18 protein-coding genes and 2 pseudogenes are annotated in these 22,372 nt (G+C 63.0%); 12 read left to right on the forward strand and 8 right to left on the reverse strand.

Annotation, left to right across the window (positions count from 1 at the left end):
* Positions 1-65: 65 nt before the first annotated feature.
* On the forward strand, positions 66-1,094 hold the full coding sequence (locus NCR93_RS20155) for a tyrosine-type recombinase/integrase (RefSeq protein WP_008354208.1): 1,029 nt from the start codon (positions 66-68) through the stop codon (positions 1,092-1,094).
* Positions 1,095-1,118: 24 nt separating this feature from the next.
* On the opposite strand, the gene NCR93_RS20160 is transcribed toward NCR93_RS20155, so the two are convergent.
* Positions 1,119-2,318: a DNA-binding protein gene (locus NCR93_RS20160; protein ID WP_175982364.1), complete on the reverse strand. Its 1,200-nt coding sequence runs from the start codon at positions 2,316-2,318 to the stop codon at positions 1,119-1,121.
* 1,740 nt (positions 2,319-4,058) lie between these two features.
* On the opposite strand from NCR93_RS20160, the gene NCR93_RS20165 reads away from it, so the two are divergent.
* Positions 4,059-5,405, forward strand: coding sequence for a replication initiation protein (locus tag NCR93_RS20165; RefSeq protein WP_008354205.1), 1,347 nt, complete (start codon positions 4,059-4,061; stop codon positions 5,403-5,405).
* Positions 5,406-5,481: 76 nt separating this feature from the next.
* Here NCR93_RS20165 and NCR93_RS20170 read toward each other — a convergent pair.
* The 3 genes and pseudogenes from NCR93_RS20170 to parA form a co-directional block, all read right to left on the reverse strand.
* Positions 5,482-6,363, reverse strand: a pseudogene (locus NCR93_RS20170) (ParB/RepB/Spo0J family partition protein); the annotation flags it as partial.
* Positions 6,364-6,440: 77 nt separating this feature from the next.
* Positions 6,441-6,546: pseudogene (locus NCR93_RS32140) on the reverse strand (ParB/RepB/Spo0J family partition protein); the annotation flags it as partial.
* Positions 6,547-6,570: 24 nt separating this feature from the next.
* Positions 6,571-7,233 (reverse strand): ParA family partition ATPase, encoded by a 663-nt coding sequence (parA, locus tag NCR93_RS20175; protein WP_175982366.1) that lies wholly within the window; start codon positions 7,231-7,233, stop codon positions 6,571-6,573.
* A gap of 334 nt (positions 7,234-7,567) precedes the next feature.
* On the opposite strand from parA, the gene NCR93_RS20180 reads away from it, so the two are divergent.
* Positions 7,568-9,967, forward strand: coding sequence for a GNAT family N-acetyltransferase (locus NCR93_RS20180; RefSeq protein WP_239295341.1), 2,400 nt, complete (start codon positions 7,568-7,570; stop codon positions 9,965-9,967).
* On the opposite strand, the gene NCR93_RS20185 is transcribed toward NCR93_RS20180, so the two are convergent.
* Positions 9,964-10,509 carry a hypothetical protein gene (locus tag NCR93_RS20185; protein WP_008354201.1) on the reverse strand — a complete coding sequence of 182 codons (546 nt, stop codon included), beginning with the start codon at positions 10,507-10,509 and terminating at the stop codon, positions 9,964-9,966. The two genes, NCR93_RS20180 and NCR93_RS20185, sit on opposite strands and share 4 nt — an antisense overlap.
* A gap of 93 nt (positions 10,510-10,602) precedes the next feature.
* On the reverse strand, positions 10,603-11,400 hold the full coding sequence (locus NCR93_RS20190; protein ID WP_372492614.1) for an IclR family transcriptional regulator: 798 nt from the start codon (positions 11,398-11,400) through the stop codon (positions 10,603-10,605).
* Positions 11,401-11,611: 211 nt separating this feature from the next.
* On the opposite strand from NCR93_RS20190, the gene NCR93_RS20195 reads away from it, so the two are divergent.
* From NCR93_RS20195 to NCR93_RS20220, 6 genes are read left to right on the forward strand one after another with little or no spacing between them, the layout of a single operon-like run.
* Positions 11,612-11,929 carry a UxaA family hydrolase gene (locus NCR93_RS20195; RefSeq protein ID WP_175982368.1) on the forward strand — a complete coding sequence of 106 codons (318 nt, stop codon included), beginning with the start codon at positions 11,612-11,614 and terminating at the stop codon, positions 11,927-11,929.
* An 8-nt stretch (positions 11,930-11,937) separates the two neighbouring features.
* Positions 11,938-13,206, forward strand: a complete 1,269-nt coding sequence (locus tag NCR93_RS20200; RefSeq protein ID WP_175982369.1) for a UxaA family hydrolase — start codon at positions 11,938-11,940, stop codon at positions 13,204-13,206.
* Positions 13,207-13,240: 34 nt separating this feature from the next.
* Positions 13,241-14,290 (forward strand): aldo/keto reductase, encoded by a 1,050-nt coding sequence (locus NCR93_RS20205; protein WP_175982370.1) that lies wholly within the window; start codon positions 13,241-13,243, stop codon positions 14,288-14,290.
* Positions 14,291-14,298: 8 nt separating this feature from the next.
* Positions 14,299-15,144: an amidohydrolase family protein gene (locus NCR93_RS20210; RefSeq protein ID WP_175982390.1), complete on the forward strand. Its 846-nt coding sequence runs from the start codon at positions 14,299-14,301 to the stop codon at positions 15,142-15,144.
* Positions 15,145-15,187: 43 nt separating this feature from the next.
* Complete coding sequence (locus tag NCR93_RS20215) at positions 15,188-15,931, forward strand: SDR family oxidoreductase (protein WP_008354193.1); 744 nt, start codon at positions 15,188-15,190, stop codon at positions 15,929-15,931.
* A 41-nt stretch (positions 15,932-15,972) separates the two neighbouring features.
* Positions 15,973-16,821, forward strand: coding sequence for an ureidoglycolate lyase (locus NCR93_RS20220; protein ID WP_175982371.1), 849 nt, complete (start codon positions 15,973-15,975; stop codon positions 16,819-16,821).
* A 72-nt stretch (positions 16,822-16,893) separates the two neighbouring features.
* Here NCR93_RS20220 and NCR93_RS20225 read toward each other — a convergent pair whose 3' ends face one another.
* Entirely contained in the window at positions 16,894-17,334 is a 441-nt protein-coding gene (locus NCR93_RS20225; protein ID WP_008354191.1) for a PaaI family thioesterase, read from the reverse strand.
* 271 nt (positions 17,335-17,605) lie between these two features.
* On the opposite strand from NCR93_RS20225, the gene NCR93_RS20230 reads away from it, so the two are divergent.
* Positions 17,606-19,147 (forward strand): methyl-accepting chemotaxis protein, encoded by a 1,542-nt coding sequence (locus NCR93_RS20230; RefSeq protein ID WP_008354190.1) that lies wholly within the window; start codon positions 17,606-17,608, stop codon positions 19,145-19,147.
* A gap of 6 nt (positions 19,148-19,153) precedes the next feature.
* On the opposite strand, the gene NCR93_RS20235 is transcribed toward NCR93_RS20230, so the two are convergent.
* Entirely contained in the window at positions 19,154-20,266 is a 1,113-nt protein-coding gene (locus tag NCR93_RS20235; RefSeq protein WP_175982372.1) for an AGE family epimerase/isomerase, read from the reverse strand.
* Between the two features lie 124 nt (positions 20,267-20,390).
* Here NCR93_RS20235 and NCR93_RS20240 point away from each other — a divergent pair, with 124 nt between their 5' ends.
* Together NCR93_RS20240 and NCR93_RS20245 are read left to right on the forward strand one after the other, a co-directional pair.
* Entirely contained in the window at positions 20,391-21,074 is a 684-nt protein-coding gene (locus tag NCR93_RS20240) for an MgtC/SapB family protein (protein ID WP_008354188.1), read from the forward strand.
* Between the two features lie 190 nt (positions 21,075-21,264).
* On the forward strand, positions 21,265-22,242 hold the full coding sequence (locus tag NCR93_RS20245) for a hypothetical protein (protein WP_175982373.1): 978 nt from the start codon (positions 21,265-21,267) through the stop codon (positions 22,240-22,242).
* Positions 22,243-22,372 lie beyond the last annotated feature (130 nt).

Consider the following 22,372-nt stretch of genomic DNA (forward strand, 5'->3'; position numbering starts at 1 on the left):
GTCGCGCGCCCGAAGCCCGACCCTGTGCGCAGTGCAATACAGCGCGCAACGCGCCTTCGAACAATATGCCGAACACTTCCGATCTCTTCGACCAACAGCGCGCCGACTGGCAGGCGGACCCGCACGCCGCGTTCGATGCATGGCTCGCCCAGCAATCGTTCAGGGCGTCATCGGCCGATGTGTATCGCGCGCAATGGGGAAATTTTCTCGAGTGGCTGGCCACCAAACGCGCGACGCTGCATACGGTGCAACGTCCGGTCATCGAACAGTTCGTCGCGCAACTGGACATCCGACGCCCGCAGCGCATGCGGTATCTGCGGCTGATCGAGCGCGTGCTGGATCACGTTCGGGAAGTGGAATCGGCGGCGACGAATCCGGCGCGCTTCATCGCTCAGGACGGCGACGCGGCATGGCGCAAGGCACGCGACAACGAGCCGACGGGCTTTCTCACCCACGATGAGCGCGCGCTGCTCGTCGCGCATCTGTTTTCTCCGATCGGCGCCTTGCCGGCCGGGCAGCGCTGGCGCGAGCGGCGCGACCGGGCGTTGGTCGCCGTCTTTCTCGGCGCAGGCGTGAAAACGGGCGAAGCGGCGCAATTGACCGTCGATTGCTACGCGGCCGGCGCGCCTTACGTGACCGTCGACGCGTCGAATCCGCTGCTGATCCGGCAGGCGCGGCTCGCTCCGTTCGCGGTCGAACTGCTCGACAACTGGATCAGCGAGCGCAAGACGGCTGGCCTTGCAGGCGAATTGCTATTCCCGGCAGCACCGACGGGACGCTCCATGCACAAGGCGACGATGCTGCGCGCGATCGACGCCGTCGTGGCCGCATCCGGGATAGCGGCATCGCGCGTCGCGCGCGCAAGTCCGCAGACCTTGCGCAACACGTACGCGGCGGAGTTGTTCGAGGATGGCACGGACCCCGATCGCGTCGGCCAGTGGCTCGGATTCCAGCAGACGATCTCGGTTCACCGGCTGCATCGTGCCTGGCAAGAATGGATGGGTGAGCAAATACGGGAGCGTGACATTGCTCACGCGCGCGCCGACGGGGAACGGCACATGTCCGTAGACGATCCCGAAAACCCTCACCTTTGACGCCGGCGCTCACTCGACGCGCGATTACAAGGTGCTGACGCGCGCCGACCGGATAAATTCGTCGACGGCCGCAAGCTTCGATGCCGTGGCCCCGGAGGTGCGCTCGCAGTTCGGGCAGGAAAGCTCGTATTCGTCTTCGTGGCGCTGCAGTTCCGGTTCGCCAGCCTCGCACGCCGGACAGGAAGTTGGCGCGGCGACGTGCGCGTCAATCTGCGTGCCGAGGCGGGCGATCTCGGCGGAAGTGAGGCGCCCCTGCGCCGCCAGCGACGCGATCAACGCGCCGACTTCCGCGCTCGCACCGGATTGAACCCGCCGTGCATCGCGCTCGAGAACTAGCGCATCGATTTCGTCGGACTGCGCCCGCACTTGCGACTCGAGCCGGTCGGCGCGGCTTCGGGCTGCGCTAAGTTGTTGAATAAAATCGAATTCCTTCTGACTCGCTTCGCGTGCGCTGGTCTGATAGGTGGCGGCCATGCCGCGCAGGGAGTCGAGTTCGACGAGCATCGGATGCACGCGCCGTTCGGCCTCCTTGACCGCGTCCTTGATCTGCTGGGCGTAGTGCTCGGTGCTGTGGCGCAGCTCGTTTTGAAGCTCGTCGATGCGGTCGCGCAGCCGTGCCGCAGCGTCCTGCTCGTGCTGCAGACGCGCCGAGAGCGTCTCGTTCTCCTTCTCCCATCGGGCGATGACTTCGCGCAAGCCCGCCTGAGCGTCTGTGCCTTGACTGCGCAGCGTCTTCAATTCGGCTTCCAGCGCCGCGATCTGAGCAGCGCCTGCTTCGGCGCGCGCCTCGGCACGCTGCTGAGCCCGCTCGATCGCCTCGCGACGAATATCGGCATCGCGAGCCTGGGCTTGCGCGGCCTGGATGGCCATGTCCAGACGGGCCTTTTCCTCGTTAAGGGCGGCACGCGCGACCGTTTGAGCCTCGTCATATAAAGCCGCCAGCAGTTCGCCGGCACGTTCCTGCAATGATTCCGGCATCGCCCCAGCGTCGATGCGAACGCGCAACGTCGAACGCAGACCGGCCCAGAACGCCTCGATGTCCTTGGGGATGTCGCTTGCGCTGCCGGTTTGAGTCAGTTCGCGGACAGTCGTAACCGAGGGCCGAACGCCCAGGTCGAAGAAGAGTCGCTTGCAGGCGTGTTGAGAGAGGTCTTGCCGCCGTGCGCCGGTGGCGCGCATCGCTTCGATTTCTTGGCGCAGCGTGTCGCGAGTAGATTGATCCATGGCGAAAATCTAGCAGTTCAACATGATGATCATAACGTTTTACGTGTTGATCGTTATGTTTTTCGTTCGATCATTGACACCAACGTCGATAACAGAGCATTTAGGCCGTTTTCGACAACTTGGCATGGTACACATGTCCCCCGTCGTGAAACATCCTGAAGATACCCCTGCAAGTCGATGATTTGTCGCGGATTTTAGTCCCATACGCGCCATGGGTGTCTGTTTCACGCAGCTTTTCGTTTTTCTAATTACTGCGTGCAAAACACTGCACCGCTAGAGAGTATTAGAAGTTAACACCTTTGAACCTTGTTAACATCGTTAACGCCAGCCAGAACCCTTATCGGATAAGGCTTTGCCGGACGTCAGGTGAGATTGTACGGGAACTATGGTGAAGCTCTGCGGGAGCGAACGGTGACGGGCTTCGGGATGATCGGTGAGGGCTCTCGGGAAGAATCGTGAGCGGGTTCGGGGAGGCTCCAAAATGATGGGTGAGTTTATTCGGGGGCACGCGCACGCTAACGCGTTGATTTCCGAGGGCGCCCCCCTGGTCTGTCGGCTTCGTTCGGTGAGAATTTTCGGGAGCATGCGAATCGCACTATTTTGGAGTCGATTCGGGTAAAGCTTACCGATCGGTGAGGGTTTTCAGGGTAATTCCCGAGAGAAAGGTGAGCGTTTTCGGGGGCGAAGGCTACTTTTCGCTGAAATTTTCATCTGCCGACGCCTGAGGTGAGCTTTTCCGGGAGCGAAATGGAAGATGCACGTCTCGGTGCAGCCGTAGTCTCTTCTTGGATGGGCTCGCAGGGCCGGTGAGAGCGTCTAAGGTGAGCCTTTCCAGGAGTGTCTGCGCCTGCTTTTTTCAGTCCATCTTCCCTGTCATGCGCCTCGCATGGTGAGGAAATCCGGGATCACGCGCGCTGTACGAGAACTGTCGCTGCACTAGATGAGAAATCGCGCGCATGAAAAAACATATTAGAAACAAGTGGATAGACCAGGATGGTCTGTCGTTGCGTTTAGCGGAAACACGGTATGGTGAGGGAATGCGGGAGCTACGAACGTCGGTGCGGGACAGTGCCAAGAAACCGTCGGTGAGGATTTACGGGAGCCACCTTCTTCACGTTTTGTGACGAAAGCGAGATAAGTGCCTGGGAGAGCACCATTTTTGAGCGACGACGGAAAAAAGGTGAGGCTTTGCAGGACGCAGCAGGGTGAGCATTTGCGGGACAGGCGATATGAGGTGCAGCAGGTCAAAAGTGATAGTTTTCGGGGGCCATAGGCGGCGCGAAGCCCGTAGAACGGGGCTGAACGGGGGCGATCGGGTTGAAGAAAACTCGATGAGGTGAGACTTTTCGGGACCTGTCGATGCCGATCTTTTGAAGTGAGTGCGCGCCGTTATAACTTTGCACCGCACCGATGCGCGGCCGAAGCGAAGGAGGACGGACTTTCGGCTGTCTCTGCCGCGCCACACGTCGTTCAACGAGCCAAAAAATTTTTAAGGTGAGCCTATTCGGGAGACTGCTTGAGCTCCCGGAAGGCGCCGAAAAACTGTCGCAATCCGTTTACCCGCGTGGACACTACAGCTAAAAGATACCCTCGATCGGTGAGCGGTGAGTGTTTTCGGGAGCGCACCGCAGTGAGCCGTGCTGTCTGTCTGGCAATCACCCCTGTGTGGTGAGGGTGTTCCTATAGACGGGCTTCACCCCAATCGGTATCCTTGCTCGCAATACTGATCTTGACCATTTCATGGCCACCAAGCGCGCAAAGAAAACCGATGTCGTCAGCCCCAGTTCGGCGGAACTGCGCAAGGCAGTCGAGGCCATTGCGATTCAGCCGAAAAGCGGCAAGATCACGCTGCTCACCAGAAAGTTGTTCAATGTGCTGCTAGCCGTTGCTCAACAAGCCGACGACTCCGGTGACACGTATCGCGCGCTGCTGTCGGATATCGTCGCAAATTCGGCGTTCGACTCGAACGACACTGCGCTCGTGAAGGAGCATTTGCGTCGCATGGTGTCGGTGCAGGTCGAATGGAGCACCGGCACATCGAGTCAGAAGCCGGGTCGCAAGTGGGGCATCTCGACGCTGATCGCCGATGCCGAAATCCTCGAAGATCCGACGACGCGCCGCGTCTGGGTCGAATTTTCATTCGCGCCGAAAATCAAAAAGAAGCTGCTGGATCCTGTGCAGTATGCGCGCCTGAGCCTGCAATTCCAGAGTCAGTTGCGCAGCAGCGCCGGCCTCGCACTCTATGAAATTTGCGTTCGCTATCTCACGAATCCCAGCCATCTGACGATGCGCGAGACGTGGGAATGGTGGCGGCCTATTCTTTCAGGAACGCCCGATACCGAAGCCGGCGACGAAGCCAAGCGCGAATACAAATACTTCAAACGCGATTATCTGCGGCCCGCAATCGCCGAGGTGAATGCGGTGACCAATATCTTCGTCGAACTGGTGGAACACCGCGAAGGGCGCCGCGTGGCTGAGATTCAGTTCCGCGTGACCGAACAAAAGCAGCCGATGCTCGCGCTGGACGAACATCCGAACGTCTTCGACAGCACGTTGGTGGATCGGATGGTGAAGATTGGCATTCCGCTCAAGGACGCGCAGACGCTGTATGCCGACAGCGAGGAAAACCGCATCCGCGCGGCGTTGCAGATGACCGAACAGCGCATGCGCAGCACGACTTTGCCGCCGGTTCGCAGCGGCGCGGCGCTTTTCAAGGACGCGCTCAAAAAGGGCTACGCGCCACCGGTAGAAGCGCTGCCTCCGGCAACGAGCGGTACGGCCTCCCGCACGCCGGCTGCCGCCGACGATCTCAAAGCCCGCTTGTTGAGCGAATTCTCGGCGTACCGCCGCAAGGAAGCGCGCGTGCTGTACGACGAGCAAGGTGAGGAAGAACGGGAGGTCGCGCGTCAATCCTTCGAGGAGGACGTTTTGCCGGGGCTCGGTGCCCACATGCGCGACGACTGGCGCAAGCGCGGACTGGATTCGAAGCTGGCGGAAACATCCTTCTTCGACTGGCTGGCGCGAAAGACGTGGGGCGAGCCGACCGATGGCGACTTGCTGGCATTTACGCTCAGTCAATCGCGCTAAAGTCTCCGCGCGCAACCGAAAACGTCCAATTCGAAAATGGCCGCCGGTCCATGATCTCGGCGGCCATCGTGTGCATTTACTTCTTGGTCTCGACAGGCTGAAGCATCAGTTCGATCTGATGCAGTAGCTCATCGCGCTTCTCGCGCGACAAGCCTCGCAAACGCAACTCGAGACGATCTTCGCCGTATGACTTCAGATCGCCGACTGCGACGCCCTCCAGCTTGATTTCGAGGCGCTGCGCATAGCGTTGCCGGCCAGGCGTCTTCGGCGCTTCCTGAGCGTTCGCGCGGCCCTTGACGATATCGGCGACCTGCCGCGTGCTCAGGTCATCCGACGTGATCTTGTTGATCAGCCGCAGCGTGGCGTCGGTGCCGCGCGCGGCGTGATAGCGCACGATCTGATAGGCCATGTTCGAGCCGAATCGGTCCGGCCGCGCAACCATCTCGTGCATGACGTTCTCAGGAAGCTTCGCGATCGACAAAGCGACGGCGATCGTCGATTCGTCCAGCCCGAGGTGATCCGCCAGTTCGCGTTGGCTCTGGAAATGCTGTTCGTCGAGAAAGCGTCGCCAGACCACGGCGTTGTCGAAAACAGTCTGCGAGTCGCGCTGAACGTTCAGGTCATAACCGAGCTTGTAGCTCTGAATGCCGATCGGCAGATCGACGACCACTGCCTTCACGGTTTCCTTGTTTGCCTCTTTCAGTGCTCGCACGCGCCGACCGCCATCGCTGACGAAGAACGTTCCCGGATTCTCGTAATCGGGAATGACGTGAATCGCCTGTTGCTGGCCCTGCTTCGCCAGATTGACGGCCAATTCCGCGATTGACGTCTTCAGATAGAAATGGCGCGGGTTGAACGGGCTGGGCTTGATCGACTTGAGCGGCAACTCGATTATCTGTCCGGCCGTGTAGCGGTTTGCACGGCGCCACGCACGATATTCATCGGACTCAGGTCCGGCGTTGATGTCGCCCGGCTCGTCGGCCTCGAAGGCGCTCGATCGGCCGTTCGCGGCGGCCTGCCCCACATGTTGAATGTCGACGATGCCATCGATCGCATTCAGACGATCCAGCGCAGTGCGCTTCTCGCTGCTCGTCGTGTCGGGCCGAGCCTTGAAGCCCTTGGCAAATTGGGACGGTTTCATTCAGGGTCCTTTATGCGCATAAAGTCAGGAGAGCATGTCGAGGATCTCGTCCGCGACCGAGCGGATTTCCGCCGCTGCGAGGCGCGAGCCGCGATCGCTCATTTGAAGCACGGTCTGTCCAAGCGCCATCGCCTGCTTGTAACACTCGCGCGTTGGGATCTGCGTTTTCAATAAGGGAAAGCCGAGCTCTTCGAGCGCAACCTTGAGTTCGCGCGTGAGCATGCGCTTTTCTTCGGTCTTGTTGAGCAGAAAGACGGCGCGCAGATCTTCGTTCATCACCTGCGCTTGCTGAACGAGCTTGACAAGGCCGACGCTCGACCAATAGTCCGCCGGCGATGACGAAGTCGGAATCACCGCGACGCTCGCCGCCAGCAACACGACGCCAGATACCTTCTCGGTGATCGACGGCGGGCAATCCACGACGATGATGTCGTAGTCGTTGACGAACTTTTTGATTTCCCGATGAATCTGCCCGCCGGCCTCGGAGAGATTGACGACTGGAAACGGGATGCCGCTTGCGTCATCCGATGCGGCGCTTGACCAATGGATCAGCGTGTTCTGACCATCGGCGTCGACTACGAGCACACGCTTCTTCTTTTCGTGAAAGGCCGCACCGAGATGCATCGCAATCGTGCTTTTGCCGACGCCGCCCTTTTGTTGCGTGATCGCTATGATTTCCGCCGCCACGTTCCACTCCGTATTTTGAAGTCCGTTGAATTCTACATTGTCGTTGTTGTTTTTCCAGTGATATTCCGCAACAACTGACTCGCGTTAGCCGTTCGGCCGAGGTTTATGCGCATAAGGTCCCTTGTCCGGCCGGCGGCGCCGGCGTCGGCCGTGCCCGACTTTATGCGCATAAAGCCGCCGCCATCCTAGGCGAGGCGGGTCTTACAAGCACCGCCGCCTCGCCTTTATGCGCATAAAGTCGCACTCCCTCGGTCGCCTGTACGCCAGTCCTCACCTGCAAAACGAAATCGCCTATCCTAGGCGCTGACACAACTGCGCCTACGCCGGAGCCTCCATGACTGTTCGTAACCTGGACACCCTGTTCGCGCCGAAGTCGATCGCTGTCGTGGGCGCTTCCTCGCGTGCGGGCAGCATCGGCGAGATGGTCTGGGCGCGTGTGCAATGCGCTGGCTTCACAGGCTCTCTTTGGCCAGTCAATCCAAAATACGACTCGCTGACCGGCGAAACCGTGTACCGCGACGTCGACGCGTTACCGGAAGCGCCGAACGTTGCCGTGATTTGCACGCGACCGCACACTTGGCCGGACCTCATCGAGCGCCTCGGCCGACGCGGAACGAAAGCCGTCGTGATCGTCGGCGAAGCGAAGCAACGCGGAGAGTCTTCCGCAGCGGACGCCGACGAATGGACCGTTCGTACGCTCGCCGCCGCCCGGCCTTTTCTCGTGCGCGTGATCGGACCTGCCAGTCTCGGCGTCGTCACGCCGGCAATCGGCGCATGTCTCGGCGCCCCCGCATGCAGTGTCAAGTCGGGCGGCGTCGCGTGGGTGTCGGGATCGAACGCGCTGACGAACGGCGTACTGGGATGGGCGCGTGCTCGCGGACTCGGCTTCTCGCGAATCGTCGCGCTCGGGGATGAAGCCGACGTCGATTCCGGCGACATCCTCGATTTCCTTGCAAGCGATGCATCGACGCGTGCGATTCTGCTCGCCATCGAAACGGTTCGGTCGGCGCGCAAATTCATGTCCGCCGCGCGCGCCGCCGCGCGAAACAAACCGGTGCTCGTGCTGCGCACGGGTCGCGATGACCCTTTCGACCGCCTCTACGGCGCGGCCTTCCGCCGTGCCGGACTCGTCCGCGTCGATTCGCTCGATGATCTGCTCGATGAGATTGAGACCTTGGGCATCGGCCGCGTCGCGACAAGCGATGTCGCAACTGTCATCACAAGCGACCGCGGCGTCGCAGCACTTGCCCAGGACGCCTTTGGCGCAGCAGGCGACGACCTCGCGCAATGGCCGATCGCCGCGCGCGACGCCGTCGCCGCCGCGCTGCCTCGCGCTCGCGCGGGCAATCCTCTTCTTCTCGGCGACGACGCCACGCCCGCGGATTTCGGCGCGGCGCTCGAAGCGCTCGCATCGCATCGCGAGACCGGCACAGTGTTCGTCGTGCATGCGCCGACGCATAGCGCGCCCGTCGCCGAAGTCGCCCGCACGTTGATTGCCGAGCGACGTCACGCATATCGCGGATTGCTCGCGTGCTTTTTCGGCTGTGTCGATGCCGCCACGCGCGACGAGTTGCACGCGAACGGCATTCCCGTGCACACGACGCCGCATCGGCTGGCGCGCGGTTTTGCCCGGCTCGTCGATTTCCGGCAGGGCCGCGAACTCTTGATGCAAACGCCCGACGGCCTCCCCGCGAATATTCCCGAAGACATCGACGCCGCGCACAACGAGATTCGCACGGCGCTCGCAAACGGCATCGCCGAATTGAATGGCGAACGTGCGGCGCGCGTATTCGCTCGTTTCGGCATCTCGGTGAAACCGGGGCCGCCCGACTCGCTTACGAGCGATGCCGTCGAAATTCAGACGCGCCTGCTCAACCATCGCGTGTTCGGTCCGGTATTCGAATTCAAGGCCGAAGGCGCGCTCGGCCTTGCCGACGCACTTCACGAGTTTGCGTTGCCGCCGCTCAATCCCGTGCTTTCGCGCGATCTCGTCATGCGCTCGCCGCGTTCGCGCGAACTGCCCGCCGAGTCGCTGCTCAATGCGCTGACGGCGTTATCGCAACTCGTTTGCTATATCGAAGAAATCGTTGCGCTGCGTCTCACGTTGCGCGTGACGCGCGATTCAGTCGCCGTTCACGAACCGCAACTCACGCTCGGCGCGCATCGCAAGCCGCTGGCGATCGTGCCGTATCCACGCTGCCTCGAAGAGACGCTCGACTGGCGCGGCATGCGCGTCACCGTGAGGCCGATTCGTCCCGAAGACGAAGAAGCGCACGCGGCGTTCGTCGCGGCCAATACCGCCGAGGATTTGCGCCTGCGCTTCTTTGGCGCTGTCCGTAACTTCGATCATTCGCAACTCGCGCGCATGACGCAAATCGACTACGACCGCGAAATGGCGCTGATCGTCACGCGAGCGAACGGTGACGGCACGGGCGAGACGCTCGGTGTCGCGCGCGCGATCGCCGATCCTGACAACGAGACCGCGGAATTCGCCGTCGCCGCGCGCTCGGATATGAAGGGCAGGGGATTGGGCTCGCTGCTGCTGTCGCGCATCATCGACTACGCGAGACAGCGCGGCACCCGCTGGATGGTCGGCGAGGCGTTGCGCGAGAACGCCGGCATGATCGCGCTCGCACGCAACACCGGCTTCGAAGTGACGAAGACCGACGACCCGGGCGTCGTCGGTTTCAGGATGCGGCTGTGCGATGCGCCGTCACAGCCGCGCGGCGATTAAGCCGCGAATTTGGCGAGCGCGTCGTCGATCTGGGCGCGCGACAGCGAAAGCTCGTCGAGCAATGCTTCGGCGTACAAACTGCCCGTTTCCTTTTCGAGGCGCGCGATTGTCAACGCGCAGCGCGACGTGTCCTTCAACGTCGCGATGAACGGCTTCACCGATTGCCCCGACGTGAACGCATCGAAGAGCGGCACGCGAATGTCGTCGGGCAGCGCGCGCGACGTCCACTGATACGGCTTGCCGTTGTACGTCAGTTGCGGCGGCAGCGTGCGCTCCTTCTTCGCGGCGGGAATCAGGCCGAATGTCCGTGCCGCATCGCCGATCTGCTCGGCCGAAAAAAGCTCGTCGGGCGTGATGTCGAACTGCGCGATATACGTTTCGATCGCCTGCATCGCGGCCGCGCGATCGTCGCGTTTCTTTTGCGCGCGGGCGACAATCTCGCGCAGTTCGTCGGCTTCTTCGGATGTGATCGTGAAGTTCGCCTGTTTTTGCTGCAGTTCGGTGAAGCGGAGGAATTCGGAGTCGGAAAGGAGTTTCGCCATCGGGAATGCGTCGGATTGGATACGGCGGCACGCCATCGCGGCGCGCCGTCTTTTTGAGAGGGCCGCCATTCTAACGCGCGAAGCGTGCGCCATTCAGTCGTGCGTCATCGAAAGCGACGCGGCTGCATTTTTCAGCAAGGACGTGACGTCTTCGATCGACGGCGCCACGTAATCGTCGATGCGCCGCAGGTACGGGCAGGTGAGGGCGGCGATCGCCTGGCCGGACGGCCCGAGCAGCGGATACGTCACGTCCGTCACGCCGAAAGTCTGCTGGCTATCCTTTTGCGAATAGCCGAGTTCGCGAACTTGCCGGTAGTCGGCGTCGAGCACGGCGCGATCGACCGCGAGTTCGCCTTTGACCTTCGTATGCTCGGCGAGCATGTGTTCGCGCTGTTCGTCGGTCTGAAACGCGAGCATGACGCGGCCGGAGCCCGTGTCGATCAACCCGACGCGCGAGCCGAGCCGCACTGAAATGCCCCACGTGCCGGGACCGTCCACTTGCGCGATGACGAGCAAATTTCCGCGATCGTAGACGACGAGATGCACGGATTGCTCGGCTGCATCTGCGAATCGCTGCATCGCCGGGAGCGCCTCGGCGATGAGCCGATTCATCGGCGGATGCCGATGCGCGAGCGCATACAGCTTCAGGCTCAACGAATAACGATCGCCTTCGGGCGAGCGCACGACATACTGCCGCGCGACCAGCCGCTCCAGCATCCGATACATCTCACTCGCGTTGCGCCCGAGCATCTTCGTGATTTCCGCACGCGTGAGGCCCGACTTCTGTTCCGAAAGCAATTCGAGAATATCGAGCCCTTTATCGAGCGCGGGCGCGCGATAACGATCGGCGTCGTTGTCTTCCACGTCCATGTGCTGTCTGAGTTGGTTCATGAATTCGCGCGAGTTTAAGCCTTCCGTCAGGGAGCGCGATCCCATTCGCATGCGCCGGCTAGGGAAATCACTGATCGATCCGGGTTGCGTCAGTGTTGACTTCGACTGGTGCGTCTATGAATATTACGTTCACTGATGAATCGTTGCATCCACGTTTTCCCGCGGCGACTTGCTTTGGACGTTCGGCGCAATCCTCCTTCTGAGATCGACGATGCAAGAAACCACCGACCCGCGCCTGATTCTTCTCAGTCCGGAAGACAACTGCCTGATCGCCGCCGCGCGCCTGCCCGCTGGCGAGACGCTGATGATCGAAGGCGAGTCTGTCACGCTCGTGACGACCATCGAGCTTGCGCACAAGATCGCGCGGCGCGCGTTGTCGAAGGACGAAAAGGTACTGCGTTATGGCGCGATCATCGGCCACGTAAGCGTCGATGTCGCGCGCGGCGAGCATCTGCATACGCACAACCTGGAAAGCGACTACCTGCCCACTTACACGCACGACGCCGCACACGCCTACGTGCAGCACTGAACACTTCCATGGACACTTCCGCACTGCAGGGCTATCTCCGGGCGGATGGCCGCAAAGGCATCCGCAATGTCGTCGCGGTGGCGTATCTCGTCGAATGCGCGCATCACGTTGCGCGCGAGATCGTCGCGCACTTCCGTCCATCGTTCGATGATTTCGATTCCTTCGATCCGCAAGTCGAACCGCCCGTGCATCTGATCGGCTTTCCGGGCTGCTATCCCAATAGCTACGCCGAAAAGATGCTGGAGCGCATCTGCACGCATCCGAACGTCGGTGCGGTGCTGTTCGTGTCGCTCGGCTGCGAGAGCATGAACAAGCACTATCTCGCCGATGTCGTGCGCGCGAGCGGCCGTCCCGCCGCCGTGCTCACGATTCAGGAAAAAGGCGGCACGCGCAGCACGATCCAGAACGGTCTCGACTGGGTGCGCGAGGCGCGCGCGACGCTCGCGGCTCAACAGAAAGTGCCGATGGCGCTCGACGAACTGATCGTCGGGACGATCTGCGGCGGCTCGGACGGCACCAGCGGCATCACGGCGAATCCGGCCGTGGGGCGCGCGTTCGATGCTTTCATCGATCAAGGCGCGTCGTGCATCTTCGAGGAAACGGGCGAGTTGGTCGGCTGCGAATTCCACATGAAGCGGCGCGCGGCGCGGGCCGAACTGGGCGATGCCATCGTCGAATGCGTGCAAAAGGCCGCGCGCTATTACACGACGATGGGCCACGGCTCGTTCTCGGTCGGCAACGCGGACGGCGGACTGACGACGCAGGAAGAGAAATCGCTCGGCGCATATTCGAAGAGCGGGGCGTCGCCGATCGTCGGCATCATCAAGCCGGGCGATATTCCGCCGACCGGCGGTCTCTATCTGCTCGATGTCGTGCCCGATGGCGAGCCGCGCTTCGGCTTTCCGAATATCAGCGACAACGCGGAGATCGGCGAGCTGATTGCGTGCGGCTGTCACGTCATTCTCTTCACGACGGGGCGCGGCTCGGTCGTCGGCTCGGCGATATCGCCCGTCATCAAGGTCTGCGCGAATCCGTCGACGTATCGCAATCTGTCCGGCGACATGGACGTCGACGCGGGCCGCATCCTCGAGGGCCGCGCGACGCTCGACGAGGTGGGCCGCGAGATCGTCGACGTGACCGTTGCGGTGGCGGCGGGCGCGGCGTCGAAGTCGGAGGCGCTCGGGCATCAGGAGTTCATCCTGACTTACAAAACCTTCGAGCCGGTCGGCCCCGCGTGTTTGCCGAGCGCCGCGCGACGCGTTACTGTGGCGGCTTGAGTTTCGCCATCTCTAAATCATTCGGGGTTTGCAGATGACCGCAGAAGCGCAAGAGGCAGTTTCACGTCGACGCAGGATTGGCCGCACGTCGCTGGAAGTCACCGCGTTGTCGCTCGGCACCGCGCCGCTCGGCGGTCTGTATCACGAGCTGACGGAAGACGAGGCGCGCGCGACCGTCGATGCCGCGTGGCAGACGGGCATCCGCTTCTTCGACACGGCGCCGCACTACGGCCACACGAAAGCGGAGCATCGGCTCGGCGATGCATTGCGGCGTTATCCGCGCGGCGATTTCGTGCTGTCGACGAAAGTCGGCCGCCGCTTCGTGCCGCGCACGACGCCCGACGACGGCAGCGAAGGCTGGGCCGCGCCGCTGCCGTTTCAGGCGATTTACGACTACACCTACGACGGCATTCTTCGTTCATTCGAAGACAGTCAGATGCGGCTCGGCATGACCGATATCGATATCGTGCTGATCCACGATATCGGCCGCGTGACGCACGGCGACAAGAACGCGCACTACTGGAAGCAACTGACCGATGCAGGCGGCTTCCGCGCGCTCGAAGAATTGAAGCAATCGCGCGGCGTGAAAGCGGTCGGCCTCGGCGTGAACGAAGGCGCGGCAGTGATGGAAGCGATGGCCGAATTCGACATCGACTGTGCGCTGCTCGCCGGCCGCTACACACTGCTCGAGCAAAACACGCTCGATGATTTATTGCCCGAATGCGAGAAGCGCGGCGTGAGTATTTTGCTGGGTGGCGCGTTCAACTCGGGCATTCTCGCGCGTGGTCTCGATGCCAACGCGCATGGCGATCTCAAGTTCAATTACGGCGATGCGCCGAAGGACGTCGTCGAGCGCGTCGGCAAGCTGGAACGCGTATGTCGCGCGCATGGCGTTGCGCTGTCGACGGCGGCCATCCAGTTTCCTTATGCGCATAAAGTTGTGGCCACGGTTCTGATGGGCGCGCGCACGCCGGACGAAGTGCGCGAGAACGCTGCATCGTTCGCGACGCCGGTTCCGTCCGCGCTGTGGGACGCGTTGCGCGCGGAAGGTCTGCTTCATGCGAATGCACCGGTGCCGCGATGACATCGAATGTGAACATCGACGCGCATCAACACTATTGGGATCCCGCGCGCGGCGACTATGGCTGGCTCACGCCCGACATGAAGCCACTGTATCGGGTGTTCGGTCCCGACGATCTCGCGCCGCTGCGCAAGGCGGCCGGCGTTCAGAAAACGGTTGTCGTGCAGGCCGCGCCGACGGTCGACGAAACGCGCTATCTGCTCGATCTCGCGCGCAGCGACGATTCGATCGCGGGCGTCGTCGGCTGGGTGCCGCTCGATTCGGCCGATGCCGCGGCGATCATCGACGAACTCGCGCGCGAGCCGAAGTTCAAGGCCGTGCGCCCGATGCTTCAGGACTTGCCCGACGATACGTGGATCGAGCACGCGCCGCGCAAGGACGCGATCGAGCGTCTGATCGATCTCGATCTCGCCTTCGACGCGCTGATCTTCGCGCGGCATGTGCCGTCGCTCGTGAAATTCGTCGAGCGATATCCAGAACTAAGAATCGTCGTCGATCATGGCGCGAAGCCGCCGATCCGCGACGGCATCGACGTGGGCTGGCAACCGTGGGCCGATGGCATCGCGCAACTCGCGAAACTGCCGCAAAAGCTGCATTGCAAATTGTCCGGACTCGCGACCGAAGCGAACCCGAACTGGACCGACGAAACGCTGAAACCCTACGTCGCGCATCTGCTCGAACATTTCGGATATGCACGGCTGATGTGGGGTAGCGACTGGCCCGTGCTCGACATGAACGGCAGCTACGCGGCGTGGCACGACACGGCGCGCAATCTCACGTCACATCTCGAAAAGGCGCAGCAGGACGCGATTTTCGGCGCGAACGCCCGCGCCTTCTATCGCCTCAGAAACGGCTGATATACCCGGCATGTCTCAAAAACACTTCCGACTGGAGCAGTAGATGGTACAAAGACTGGCAGGCAAGACCGCGCTGATCACGGCGGCGGGGCAAGGCATCGGGCTCGCGACCGCCGAACTGTTCGCGGCACAGGGCGCGCGCGTGATCGCCACCGACATCCGCACGGAATCGCTCGAAGGCAAGCCCTTCGAAGCGCGCAAGCTCGATGTGCGCGACCCGCAGGCGATCAACGCGCTGGCCGGCGAGATCGGCGCGATCGACGTGCTCTTCAACTGCGCGGGCTATGTGCACGCCGGCTCGATTCTGGAGGCGAGCGAGGAAGACTGGGACTTCGCCTTCGATCTGAACGCGAAGGCGATGTATCGGACGATTCGCGCGTTCCTGCCGAAGATGCTGGAAAAAGGCGGCGGCTCGATCATCAACATGTCGTCGGCGGCATCGAGCGTGAAGGGCGTGCCGAACCGCTTCGTGTACGGCGCGTCGAAGGCGGCGGTGATCGGCCTCACGAAATCCGTCGCCGCCGATTTCGTCACGCGCGGCATTCGCTGCAACGCGATCTGTCCGGGCACGGTGGAATCGCCGTCGCTCAAGGACCGCATCGCGGAGCAGGCGAAGGCGCAGGGCGCGAGCGTCGATCAGGTGCAGGCCGCGTTCGTCGCGCGCCAGCCGATGGGACGCGTCGGCCGCGCCGAAGAAATCGCGGCGCTCGCGCTGTATCTCGGCTCGGACGAATCGTCGTTCACGACGGGACAGATTCACATCATCGACGGCGGCTGGTCGAACTGACCGACCGCTCACGTTATTTGGAACCAGGAGGATCACATCAGATGAAGCTGCTTCGTTACGGCCCCAAGGGTCAGGAAAAACCGGGTCTCTTGGACGCCGAAGGCCAGATTCGCGACTTGTCGAAGGTCGTCGATGACATCGCCGGCGCGACGCTGACCGAAGCGGGCCTGGCCAAATTGCGCGCGACCGATCCGGCGACGCTGCCGGTCGTCGACGGCAATCCGCGCATCGGACCGTGCGTGGGGCGCGTCGGCAAGTTCGTGTGCATCGGCCTGAACTACGCGGATCACGCCGCCGAATCGAATCTGCCGGTGCCGACCGAGCCGGTCATCTTCAACAAATGGACGAGCGCGATCTGCGGCCCGAACGACGACGTCGAAATCCCGCGCAACTCGGTGAAGACCGATTGGGAAGTCGAGCTCGGCGTGGTCATCGGCAAGGAAGCGAAGTATGTCGATGAAGCCAACGCGCTCGATTACGTCGCGGGCTATTGCGTGATCAACGACGTTTCCGAGCGCGAATGGCAGCTCGAACACGGCACGCAATGGGACAAGGGCAAGGGCTTCGACACGTTCGGCCCGATCGGTCCGTGGCTCGTCACGAAGGACGAAGTCGCCGATCCGCAGAAGCTCGATCTGTGGCTCGAAGTCGACGGCAAACGCTATCAGAACGGCAACACGAAGACCATGGTCTTCACGGTCGCGCAACTGGTCGCGTATCTGTCGAAGGTGATGAGCCTGCAGCCGGGCGATGTCATCTCGACGGGCACGCCGCCGGGCGTCGGCATGGGCGTGAAGCCGAACCCGGTCTTCCTGAAGGCCGGCCAGACGATGAAGCTCGGCATTCAGGGTCTCGGCGAGCAGACGCAGAAGACCGTCGCGGCGCAGTAATCGGCCCGCAGCAACGACAAAAAACCTCGCCGCGGCGAGGTTTTTCGTTTCGGACGACGGGATTGGAAAAGTTCAGGCGTGATAGACGGGTTCCGCCGCAACGCCTTCGGAGATGCGCGTGATCGTGCCCTGCGCGACCGCGACGAGCCGCTCGGCGCCGCCATCGGTGACGAACACGTCGCACTGGCAGGTTGCCTGCGTCATGCCGGCATGGACGACGCGAGCACGCGCCATCAGCGTTCCGGAGACGGCCGGGCGCAGATAGTTGATCTTGTATTCGCCGGTGACGACCTTCGGCCCGAGCCGCAGCGCGCCCGCGAAGGTCAGGGCGTTGTCCACGAGATAGCTCACCACCCCGCCGTGTACGAAGCCGTGTTGTTGCCTTAGCTCGTCCCTGATCGTCAGACACAGCGTGAGACTCGCTGAATCGACCTGCATCAGTTTTGTTCCGAGCAAGGCGCTGAACGGTTGCGCATTCAGCGCACCGCGCGCGATATCGACAATTTCGGCCATTCGGACACTCCTTGGGTGGGTTCGGTGCCGTCCTGCAAAGACAATAGGAAGCGATCGCGCGCACTGCAAGGAAGTCACGCAAAAATTGTGCAATGGTGCGTTTCGGGCGGCACGCGCGCTCTCCGATGACGATTCGCCGAAGCGGCGCGTTCCCTGCATTCGCATAGACAAGCCGCTGCGGCAAACGATTCAAGCTTTGTCGCCCGACTGCCGTAAACCCGCAGTGTCCCCGCATCGGCGGGCCTTAATTCGGAAAGTGTGGGTGCTAGTGATGTTCGGAAAGATCAAGGTTTCATCGGGTTTGCTCGCCGTTCTGGTGGTGTTCTGTCTCTTTCAACTGGTGACCGAAGGGCTCGGTTTCTGGTCCCTGTCGCGCACGCATGACGATGTCGGCAGTCTGTCCAACATCGCGCTCAAGCAGGTCAACGCGGTCAACAAGACCACCCAGCATCTGATGGATGCGCGCATCAACCTGTCGCGCGCGGGCACGCGCATGGTGCGCGGCGGAAGCGAGCCGACGGAAATCGTCCAGCACGCGCGCGAGCAGATCGCGGCGGCGGACAAGTCGTTCACGGCGTTCCTGAACGCGCCGAAGACCGGCGATGAAAACACGGCGCGCATGAGCGCGCTGCAGGCCAAATACGCGGAGTATTCGAAGGCGCTGAGCGAGCTCGTGCAGTATCTCGACGCGGGCAATCTCCAGGCGTTCCTCGACCAGCCGACGCAAGGCTTCCAGGATCGCTATCTCGCGGAACAGCAGAAGTTCGTCGATTTCGGCGATGAAGCGGGCCGCGGCTATCTGTCGTCGATCGACACGCGCTACGCGTGGTTCCGCGCGGTCGGCATCGCGATTCTGGTGACGCTGGTCGCGGGCATCGCGCTCGTGCACGTCGCGCTGCGCCGTGCCGTGATCGAGCCGCTGGAACAAGCGGGCCGCCATTTCGAGCGCATCGCGAACGGCCGTCTCGACGAGCGTATCGAAGATCGCGGCACGAACGAAATCGGCCGTCTGTTCGCGGGCCTCGCGACGATGCAGGCAAGCGTCGCGAACACGGTGAAAACGGTGCGCGCAACGTCGGATTCGATCAACCTCGGCGCCGATGAAATCGCGAGTGGCAACGCGGATTTGTCCGCGCGCACGGAGAATCAGGCGGCGTCGCTCGAAGAAACCGCATCGAGCATGGAAGAGCTGACCGCGACGGTGCGCCAGAACGCCGAGCACGCGCGCGAGGCCAACACGCTCGCGGGCGAAGCGCTCAACGCGACGTCGCGCGGCGCGAGCGTGGTCGACGATGTCGTCGAGAAGATGCGTGGCATTGCGTCGAGCTCGGACAAGATCGCGGAAATCATCTCGGTCATCGACGGCATCGCGTTCCAGACCAACATCCTCGCGTTGAACGCGGCTGTCGAAGCGGCGCGCGCGGGCGAGCAGGGCCGTGGATTTGCGGTCGTCGCGGGCGAAGTGCGCGGTCTCGCGCAGCGTTCGGCGCAATCGGCGAAGGAAATCAAGGAACTGATTGGCGAGTCGGTCGCGCAAGTGAGCGACGGCTCGGTGCTCGTCGAGCGCGCGGGCACGGCGATGCGCGAAGTGTCGGCGTCGATTTCACGCGTCACGCAGATGATGGCGGAGATCAGTGCGTCGTCGCTCGAGCAGAGCGTGGGCATCGAGCAAGTGAATCAGGCGGTCACGCAGATGGACGAGATGACGCAGCAGAACGCGGCGCTCGTCGAGCAGGCTGCGGCTGCCGCGTCGTCGCTGCATGAGCAGACGCGGCAACTGAAGGCTGCGGTTTCGGTGTTTCAGCTCGTCTGAGTTCGCTTAAAGAGGCAAGGCCGCGTACGACGTCGCGAGGTGATACGGCGTCGTCGACGGCATCTCGGCGCGGCTGATCTCGCCCGTCGCCGAGCGGCATTCCACCCAGCCGGTTTCGTGCAGGAAGCGCGCGCGAAACCGCTCGGTTTGCGGACCGACGGCGTCGCCGCGCGTCGCCAGCGCGCGCAGATATTCCGTCTGCGCCCAGATGCGCTGCGTCCCGTCGATCACGCGCCCGGTTTCGTCGATGGCGGCATGAACGCCGCCCGTCTGCTCGTCCACGCCGTGCCGCTGCGCGAAGTCGAACGCGCGCGCGAGCCGTTCGTTCAGCCCCGCCGCTTCGAATGCGGCGTGACCGCTGCCCAGCGCCAGAAAATACCACTCGAACTGATGGCCCGGCTCCAGCCGGTTGCCCGCCGTGCCCATCGGCAATTCGGCGATCGAGCCGCTCGGCTCGTGCACGAACGCATCCGCGACGGATTTCGCGAGCTGCGCGAGACGCTTGTCGTAGGCGGGCTCGCCGGTCGCTTCGCGCGCCGCGAGCCACGCTTCGGCGAGATGCATCAGCGGATTTTGCAGCGGCGTCTCGATGGTCGCGCCGAAATCCTCGGCAAGCACCGCGTTCAGCAGATCGCCGCCGCTCGAAAAGCGCGCCTCGACGAGCCGCGACGTTTCATCGAGCAGCGTGAAAGCATCGGCGGAACCGCTTTTCTTCGCGTAATGCGCGCACGCGAAAACGACGAACGCATGCGTGTAGAGATCCTTTTGACGCTCCAGCGGCGCGCCGCTCGCGTCCACGCTGTAGAACCATCCGCCGTTGCGTTTGTCCTGAAAATAGTGACGTAGCGATTCGAACAGCGTCGCGGCGTGCGCGAGATCGCCGGCTTCCGAGAACACGAAGAGCTGGCGCGCGCAGGCCATCGCCCGATAGCGCTTCGGCGCCAGCGGCGCGTGATCCCCCGGCGCGACGGCTTCATAGGCGAGGCCGAGCGCCGCGTTGAAGCCCGGACCGCGCCAGATGGGCAGCACGATGTTCGCGTAATGCGCGCGCAATGGCGCGGCGGATTCCGGGTTCGCCGATTGCATCGCCGGCGATGCGTTTGGTTGCTGATCCTGCATAGGACGACTCTTATTGTTTCGGGGGATGCGCGGCCGTGAGGCGCCTACGCAACGGGAAAGGATAGCAAAACCGGCCCGCAGCGCGACGCATTCGCGGGCGACTCACCGAGAGGAGGACGAGAACATGATAGGAAATATCGAACTCGTGTCGCGGCTCATGATGGCCGCGGCGCTCGGCAGCGTGATCGGCTTCGAGCGCGAGCGGCTTTCGTGGGCGGCGGGACTGCGCACGCACATGCTCGTGTGCGTCGGCTCGGCGCTCATCATGATCGTGTCGGCTTACGGTTTCGAGGATGCGCTGAAGTACGACCACGTCGTGCTCGATCCGTCGCGGGTCGCGGCGCAGGTCGTGTCGGGCATCGGCTTTCTCGGCGCGGGCTCGATTCTGCTGCGCGGCGAGATCGTGCGCGGCCTGACGACCGCGGCGAGCCTCTGGTCGGTCGCGGCCATTGGCCTCGCGGTCGGCGGCGGGCTCTATACGGCGTCGATCGCGGCGACGGCGATCATCCTCATCATTCTGGCGGGGATCAAGCCGCTCGAACGCCGCTTCATCAGCGTGAAGCAGCGCCGTCAACTGACGATGCTCGTCGATCGCGGCGCGCTCAGTTTTCATGCGCTGCACGAGGCGCTCGGGCCCGGCAGCGTGCGCGTGAAGCAGTTCGTCGTGCAGCAAAGCGATGATTCGCCCGATCTCGACGAGGTGCGAGTCGAACTGTCGCGTGCATCTGCGGTGGAATATCGCGCGATTTGCGATCGTTTGCGTCAACTCGACGTCGTGCGCGAGTTTCGTGAGGACGATGCCGCCTGAAATCGCCTTCGGGATGCGGGTTTGCACGCGCAGCCATGCGACAATGCGGCCTCTCGAAATAATCGCCGATGCGCCGGTGCGCCTTGCACGCCGGTTCGGGCAGCCGCCTTTCGAACCTATGTCAGATTCCGCAGTAAAGAGAGACGCCGACGCCTCGTCCCGCCGCCGGCGCGCAACGCAAAAGCATGAGATGCGGGCGCCGCAGACCAGCGCCGACACGGAAAAGAAACTCGCTCGCGCCGCACGTTCCGCGCAGCGTCTCGCACAACTGAGCGAAGGCGCGCGTGCGGGCGAAACGCTCGATCTGTTCGCCGAAGACGCCGAGCGCGCGCAACTTCAGGCGATGAACACCGATATCCGCCAAGGCACGTTCGAAGGTTTCGAACTGCCAGAAGTGTTTCTCGCGGCCGTGCAATCGAATGGCGGGAACGCGCCGGAATCCGTCGTCGGGAAACGGGCGGCGCGTGGCGGCGTGACATCGGTTGCGCCGGAGCAGGGCCTTTTCGGGGACGATTTGCCTCAAATCGATGCGCCGCCGCCGGACGCGAGCCAACCAGCCGCGAAAACCGGCGCGATGGCCGCGGTGACGACGCGATCGGCGAGCATCAGCACGTCGGTTGCGCCGGAGAATGCGGCGCCATCGCTCGCCGCGCTCGCTTCAGCGCTCATCGCCCGCGATTGCGGGGCTCGCGGCGACCGCAACGAAGCGGCGCCGTTCGCGCAGCCCGGCATCCGCGATGCCGCCGCGCCCGAACTCGACCGCGCCCGCGCCACGGCGTTCGCGGACACCATCGACGCGCTCTATGCGGTGATCGCGGAGCAGCGCACTTCGACGGCCGCCCACGCGCGCCGCATGAAGACGATGCTGACGATCATCGTCTGCGTGATGCTCGTCACGGTGGCGACGGGCATCGCGCAAACGGCCGTACTGCTGCGCATGAACCACGATAGCAAGCTGCAGCAGGACCGCACCGAGCAACTGATGCTCAACCAGCAGGCGACGCTCGCGTCGCTCTTCGATACCGATTCCGCCAATATCAGCGTGCGCCGTCCTCCCGACCTGACGGACGCATCACCGGTTCGGCCGATCAGCGCCGCGACGCCCGATCCCGCGCCGAAAAAGCACACGCGTCACGCGCACCATCGCGCCACTTCCTCGGCGCACTGATTCCCGCTGTCAGATTCGCGGGGCCCCCCCGTCTGCGGCGGCGGGTCGCGCCGCCCCGCGGCCCCGGGTCGGCATGGCCGCGTACGGGCGTGGCCCATACGTCCCCCGTTCCACAAAACCGCAAAACCCG

The sequence above is a fragment of the Caballeronia sp. ATUFL_F1_KS39 genome (assembly GCF_023630985.1).
Lineage (GTDB): Bacteria > Pseudomonadota > Gammaproteobacteria > Burkholderiales > Burkholderiaceae > Caballeronia > Caballeronia zhejiangensis.